Raw genomic sequence first — 6,131 nt, forward strand, 5'->3', positions numbered from 1 at the left:
GGCGTCCAAGACACCCAAGAACCCCTGAGAGGTTGAACGCCCCCAGCAGCGAACTCACCACAACCACGGCGAGAAACACCAACACGCACACCCACACCCACACCCACACCATGGGCATCTCCCACGGATGCTTGCGCGCCGGACCGCCAGACGGTTCGCCGGGGACCGGTTCCCGCACGGGGCCGGGGCCCGCGGTCCCCCCGTCATGGCTCACGGCCCTCGCCGTCGCCGCGGGGTCCTGGGCCCCGGACCGCTTCCAGCGCCGCACCGTCGCCCGCAGGCGGCAGGAGGTGGAGGCCGGCGTCGTTGCCTACTTGGTGTAGGTGGCGGTGATCTTCTTGGTCTTCGTGTCCCAGGTCAGGGTGCCGCCCTGGAATGTCTGCAGGGCGCCCTTCTTGCCGCCGGGGCGCGGCAGTTCACCACTGGTGGGGAAGCCGAGCCTGCCCGCTTCGTACTTCAGGTTCTTCCACTGGGTGAGGAAGGCACCCCACACCGGGTGTGCCCCGTGCTTCTTCGTCCAGTACACGACCCCGCCCTCGAAGACCTGGTGAACACCCTTCCCGTTGGGGGTCTTCTTCTCCGGACCGGTGGGGCACTTCAGCCGCCCCTCGGCGCCACCCGTAGCCTGCCACGCAGCGCTGATGGCTCCGACTGCCCGATGTGCACAGCTTGTTGTGGGCTTGACCGACTTGAACGTGGCCCGGAGGGCGTGGTCCTGGGAGACGGTCACCGTGATCCGGTCGCTGGTGCCGGCCAGCTTGCCGTCCAGGGTCCAGCGTGCGAAGGCATGGCCCTTGGCGGGGGTGGCACGCGCGGTGACGGGGGTGCCCGCTGTGTACACGCCTCCGGGCGGGGACAGTTCGATTCGGCCGCCGCCGCTGGGCGCGACGGACGTGGTGACGTTGTGCGTGGCCCCCGGAGTGCTCGTCTTCTTGAAGGCGGCCTCCAAGGTGTGCGGCTTGTCCATGGTCAGTGCCATGGTGGGCTGCTTGTTCGGGTGTCCTGTGCCGTCGAGTCTCCAGCCGGTGAAGGCGTAGCCCTTCTTGGCTGCGGCGGTGACCGTGATCTGGGTCGCCCCACGGTACGGGCCCCAGATGCTCGGCTCGACGCTGCCGCCCTGCGGCGGGGTCGCGGTCAGGGTGAGGGCCTTGCGGTCGTACGGCGACTTGGGGGTGAGGTAGCCGGCGATGACGGGCGCGGTCTGCTGCAGGACCCGGGCGGCGTTGTTGTTCCGGTCGCCCAGGAGCTGGCCGTGCCACGTGTTGCGCAGGTTGGAGTACTGGTTGACGGGCGAGCACTCCACCTTGCAGTGAGTGCTGTACGCCATGATCGTGTGGTACTTGCCGTCCGGTGTGATCCAGCCGTTGCCATCCGGGTAGGTGCTGCCGGGCTTGTCCTTCTGGTCTTTGAGGGTGGCGCGGTCGTGACTCAGGCCGAGATTGTGGCCCAGTTCGTGGGCGAAGTTGTTCCACTGGACCACACTGTCGACATCGGTCACCGAGAAGGCCGCGCTGCTGGTGTTCTTCGTCGGCCCGTCGACCCAGTCCCCGGATCCGCTGGACTCCCCGTCAGGGACCACGACCAGCAGGGCAACCAGGTCGGCGGAGTACTTCTTGCGCAGCTCCGCCGCCTTCTTGCCCAGCTCCTTGTCCTTGGCCGTGTCGAGCTTGCTCGCAAGATCTCCCGCCTTCCCGTCCTCCCCGCTGACAGCCCCGCCCTTGTAGCCGGTGGCCTCATAGGTGTGGACGACGTCGACGCTGGCCATGACTCCGCTCGCGGCGAGGGCCCGGTTCATGCCGGACTCGGCCTCGTTGATCCGCGCCGTCATCCCCGCCACGCCGCCGACCTTGTTCTTGGCGTTGGCCGTGTAGCCCACCACCACATCGATCACCACGGGCTTGGCGGCGGCCCTGAGGGGGCGGGCAGAGCCACCGGATGTGGCGGGTTCCTGTCCTGACTGGCCTACGGTGTCGGGCGGGCGCGCGGGCAGGGCCCAGGTGTCGACCTCCTCGACCAGGACGTGCCCTGGCCGGTCCGGTGCGGGCGTGTACGTGTACCGCATCCTGTCCAGATCCGCCGTGCCGATCAGCGTGACGGGCCCGCCGGCGCAGGCACCGGTGACGGTGATGCGTACGGAGTGCTCAGGGACATCGGCCAGGTGACCGGTCCAGTGGACGGTGTCCGGTCCGGACTGCTCGCGGGTGTCCTGGATGACCTGGAGGGGCTCGTCCTCGGGGAAGAGCGACAGCGGGTACTCGGGCGGCGGCCCGGCGGGCTCGGTCTTGCACAGCGGGCCGAAGTTGTCGCGGGACAGCGGCACTTCGGCCTGGCGCAGGACCCAGGGCCGGGACGGGTCCGGGCCGTCGAAGGACGGTCGTACGGTTGCGGCGGGGGTCGTCGGGGGCGCGGCGGCGGACGGTTGGGCGGCGAGCGGCAAGGCGGTCAGCGAGGCGGTCACCAGCGCACAGCTACTCGCTGCGGACAGACGGCGCATGCGGAAGGCTCTCTCTCGGCAGTGGACCGGCGGGAGCCGACCGGCGTACGGATGGCTCCCCGGGCCACTAGAAGGCCCACTTCCCCCGTTCCCGCCCGTGAGGCCACGCACGGCCCCGCCCCACATTCACCCCCACAGCCGCAGCCGGTGCGCCAGCGCGGCGGCCTCCCCCCTGCTGCCGACCTCCAGCTTCGCCAGGATGTTGGACACGTGCACGCTGACGGTCTTGGCCGAGATGAACAGCTCCTCGGCGATGCGGCGGTTGCTGTGGCCCGCTGTGAGCAGGCGCAGGACCTCGCGCTCGCGTCGTGTGAGGCCGAGCTCCGCCGCCGGGTCGGGGGCCTGTTCGGCGGCCGGCTCCTTGGGTACGGCGATGCCCGCGCGCCGGGCGAGGGCGAGGACGTCGTCCCGCAGCGGGCGCGCGCGGAGCCGGTCCGCGGTCTCGTGGGCCCGGTGGAGCAGGTCCGCCGCCTCCTCACGCTCCGGCGGGTCCGCGGCGAGCAGGGCCTCTGCCCAGCGGTATTGGACCTGCGCCAGCTGGAAGGGGCGATGGTGCGCCTCGTACGCAGCTGCCGCCTCGCCCCAAGGACCGGGGGCGAACTCGCCTCGCGCTCGGGCGAGTTCGGCTGCGCAGTGCCGCGCCCAGGCATCCCAGACCGGTGCGGGGCGGGGGAGGGGCTTGGCCGCTTCCGTCAGCCGGTCCGCGAGGTCACCGGCGTCCCCGGCCGCCCCGGGCAGGCCCCGTCCGTCGGCCACCACCTGTGCCCCGCATGTCAACAGCTGCCAGACGTACGTCTCTTGACCCGGTAGGGGGAGCAGGGCGAGGGCGGTACGCAGGATGTCGTAGGCATCCTCGAAGCGGCCGCTGGCCGCCGCGAGGGCAAGGTCCGCGGTCAGCAAGGGCAGGCCGTACTGCGGCTCCGTGGTGTTGTGTCCGAGGCGGGCGCGAGAGGTCGCGAGCAGCTCGTCGGCGAGGTCGAACGCGCCCCGGTGCAGGGCGAGCTGGGCACCTTGCAGGGTGAGGTGGGAGAGCGCGAGGGACATGCGGGCGTACGGTTTCGCCTCGCGCAGGAGGTGTTCGGCGCGGTCCCACTCGCCGAGCGACTGGAGTGCTTCGACCATGTTGCCGACGAGGAAGGAGGCGTTGCTGTGCAGGCCCCGGCGGCGCAGGGTCCGCTCGCCGACTTCCCCGGCTGCCACCGCCTCCGTCGAACGGCCCGCCTTTTCCAGGTCGTCCACGAGGTTGGCGTGCAGGCGGCTGAGGACCTTGGGCGCCCAGATGCTGTCGTGTTCGAGGCGGTCGCGCAGCGTGTACAGCTCCGTGATGCCCTGGTCGGTGTCGCCCAGGAGCACCCGTGTTCCGGCCACCGTCACCCGGGCGTTGAGCTCGACCTCCGTGGCCTCGGCCCGTGCCGCCAGTTCCGCCGCGCGCTCGGCGAGTGCCAGGGTCTCCTGGGTCGCCGTGTGCAGCATCTGCCACTGCGCGGCGTGGGCCAGCACGTCGGCGTGGACGGCGGACGGCGGGCGGCCGTCCACCAGGCGCAGGGCGTGGTCCAGTTCCGATCGGCCGTCGCCGCGGCCGGTGGCGGCGGTGAGCCGGGAGCGCTGCATCCGGAACCACGCCGCGCGCTCCGGCTCCTGCGCCTCGTCGACCAGCTCCAGTGCCTGGCTGGTAAAGGCATGGGCGCGTTCGTCGGTGCCGCCGTAGCGGGCCGCGATCGCCGCCTGCGCGAGCAGGTCCGGATAGGTCAGGCAGCCCGTCGTGCAGGGGGCGTCGGGGTAGGAGTCGGCGTAGTCCGCGCCCGGCAGCTGGGCGCGGTGTTCTTCGGGTACCTGGTCCCACAGCTCCATCGCCCGCTCCAGGAGGGCGAGTTGCTCGGCGTATGCATAGCGGCGGCGGGCCTCGCGGGCGGCCGTGAGCGCGGCGGGCAGGGCCTCGGCCGCGTCGTGCGCCCCGTACCAGTAGTCGGCGAGCCGGGCGGCCAGCTGCTCGGGCGGTACGAGCGAAGGGTCGGCCGTCAGGGTCTCGGCGAAGCGGTGGCTGAGGCGCGAGCGCTCGCCGGGCAGCAGGTCGTCGAGGACGGCCTCGCGCAGCAGGGCGTGGCGGAAGCGGTAGCCGTCGCCGTCGTCCGCCGGGACCAGGACGTGGGCGCCGACCGCCGTACGCAGCCCGGCGAGCAGCTCGGCCTCGGGGAGGCGGGAGACCGCCGCGAGCAGCCCGTGCCGGGCGTCCGCGCTCAGCGCCGCGTACCGCACCACCTGTTGCGCGCGCTCGTCCAGGGCCTCGACGCGGACGAGGAGCAGGTCGCGCAGCGTCTCGCTGAGTCCGCAGCACGCGAGGCCGCCCATGGCGAGCTCCTCGACGAAGAACGGGTTGCCCTCGGAGCGTGCGACGACCCGGTCGAGCATGTCCGGCTCGGGTTCGGCGCCGGTGATGCCCGCGACCTGCCGGGCCACCTCGTCGCGGCCGAGCCGGGGCAGGTCCAGGCGCTGCACGGCACGGGTGCGGTTCAGCTCGGCGAGGAAAGGGCGCAAGGGGTGGCGGCGGTGGATGTCGTCGGTGCGGTAGGTGGCCACAAGGAGCAGGCGGGAGGGCTGCAGGGAGCGGACGAGATAGCCGAGCAGGTCGCGCGTGGAGGGGTCCGCCCAGTGCAGGTCCTCGATGGCGACCACCAGGGTGCGGTCGGCGGCGAGGCGCTCGAGGAGCTGGGCGGCCAGCTCGAAGAGCCGGGCCCGGCCCTCTTGGTCGTACGCCTCCGGGCGCACAGGACCCAAGTCTGGAAGCAGTCGCGCCAGCTCCGCCTCGCCCCCGGCGGCCGCGCGCCGCAGCTCGGCATCGCCGAGGGCCTGGTGGAGCACGCGAAGGGCCGTGGCGACGGGTGCGAAGGGCAGCGCTTCGGCGCCCAGTTCGACGCAGCCGCCGACCGCGGTGACCGCACCCGCCGCGCGCGCCCGCGTGAGGAATTCCGCAAGGAGCCGGGTCTTGCCGCCGCCCGCCTCGCCGCCGACGAGCAGGGCCTGGGGCTCGCCCTTGGCCGCGTGCTCCAGCGCTGCGTCGAGCCGGGCCAGCTCGCTGGTGCGGCCTGCGAACACGGGGCTGACGGACCTGGTCTCCACGCTGCCGAGCATGGCACAGGAGACGGTCAATGCTCCCTTTTCAGGCTTTTCGGGTGCAGAGGTGGGTGCCTCGGCGCGGTGCGGGGGCCGGGGCCCGCCGAGGCGCATGGGCGGGTGCTCAGCAGGCGTCACGCGGGGTGGTGCCGCCGACTGACGCGGTGGCGGCGCCGTGCGGGGGCCGCCCGCTCGGTGCCGGTGCCCCGCGCCTGCCCGTCGGCGGCGGGGCCGCGCCGGGGCAGGCGTCCGGCGAGCAGGGACGCCATGGCCCCGCGGGCGATGCGGTACTGCTCGGCCTCGGCGTGCAGCCCCTCCGCCCGGTACCGGTACTGAAGCTCGTAGGAGTAGTCCGGCTGCGACATGGCAACCTCCTCGGTGAACGTGGGCTGTGCGTACATGACCCACCGTCGCCGCACAGGGCCCCTCGCCACATCGGGAGATGTCCCGAATTCGGGGGGCGAGGGGCCTTAGGGGGTGTCTTTCCGATCATCGGATCGTTGGGTTCGGTGTGAGGGATGCAGCC

3 protein-coding genes are annotated in these 6,131 nt (G+C 72.4%); all 3 read right to left on the bottom strand.

Features of this window, described 5'->3' with window-relative positions; translation table 11 throughout:
• Window positions 1-310: 310 nt before the first annotated feature.
• The 3 genes from ACFWZ2_RS38825 to ACFWZ2_RS38835 all read right to left on the bottom strand — a co-directional run bounded on the left by ACFWZ2_RS38825 (window position 311) and on the right by ACFWZ2_RS38835 (window position 5,970).
• Window positions 311-2,494, bottom strand: coding sequence for a M12 family metallo-peptidase (locus ACFWZ2_RS38825; protein ID WP_384554059.1), 2,184 nt, complete (start codon window positions 2,492-2,494; stop codon window positions 311-313).
• Between the two features lie 126 nt (window positions 2,495-2,620).
• A complete protein-coding gene (locus ACFWZ2_RS38830) occupies window positions 2,621-5,623 on the bottom strand; it encodes an AAA family ATPase (protein ID WP_384554066.1) in 3,003 nt (1,000 codons plus the stop codon).
• Between the two features lie 116 nt (window positions 5,624-5,739).
• Window positions 5,740-5,970, bottom strand: coding sequence for a hypothetical protein (locus ACFWZ2_RS38835; RefSeq protein WP_384554061.1), 231 nt, complete (start codon window positions 5,968-5,970; stop codon window positions 5,740-5,742).
• Window positions 5,971-6,131 lie beyond the last annotated feature (161 nt).

Origin of the sequence: Streptomyces sp. NPDC059002, assembly GCF_042740435.1 — a bacterium.
In the GTDB taxonomy this organism is placed as follows: Bacteria; Actinomycetota; Actinomycetes; order Streptomycetales; family Streptomycetaceae; genus Streptomyces.

Bases quoted from the DNA above. Each gene is read 5' to 3' on its own strand.
- ACFWZ2_RS38830 (WP_384554066.1), bottom strand. From the start codon at position 5,623: ATGCTCGGCAGCGTGGAGACCAGGTCCGTCAGCCCCGTGTTCGCAGGC.
- ACFWZ2_RS38835 (WP_384554061.1), bottom strand. From the start codon at position 5,970: ATGTCGCAGCCGGACTACTCCTACGAGCTTCAGTACCGGTACCGGGCG.
- ACFWZ2_RS38825 (WP_384554059.1), bottom strand. From the start codon at position 2,494: ATGCGCCGTCTGTCCGCAGCGAGTAGCTGTGCGCTGGTGACCGCCTCG.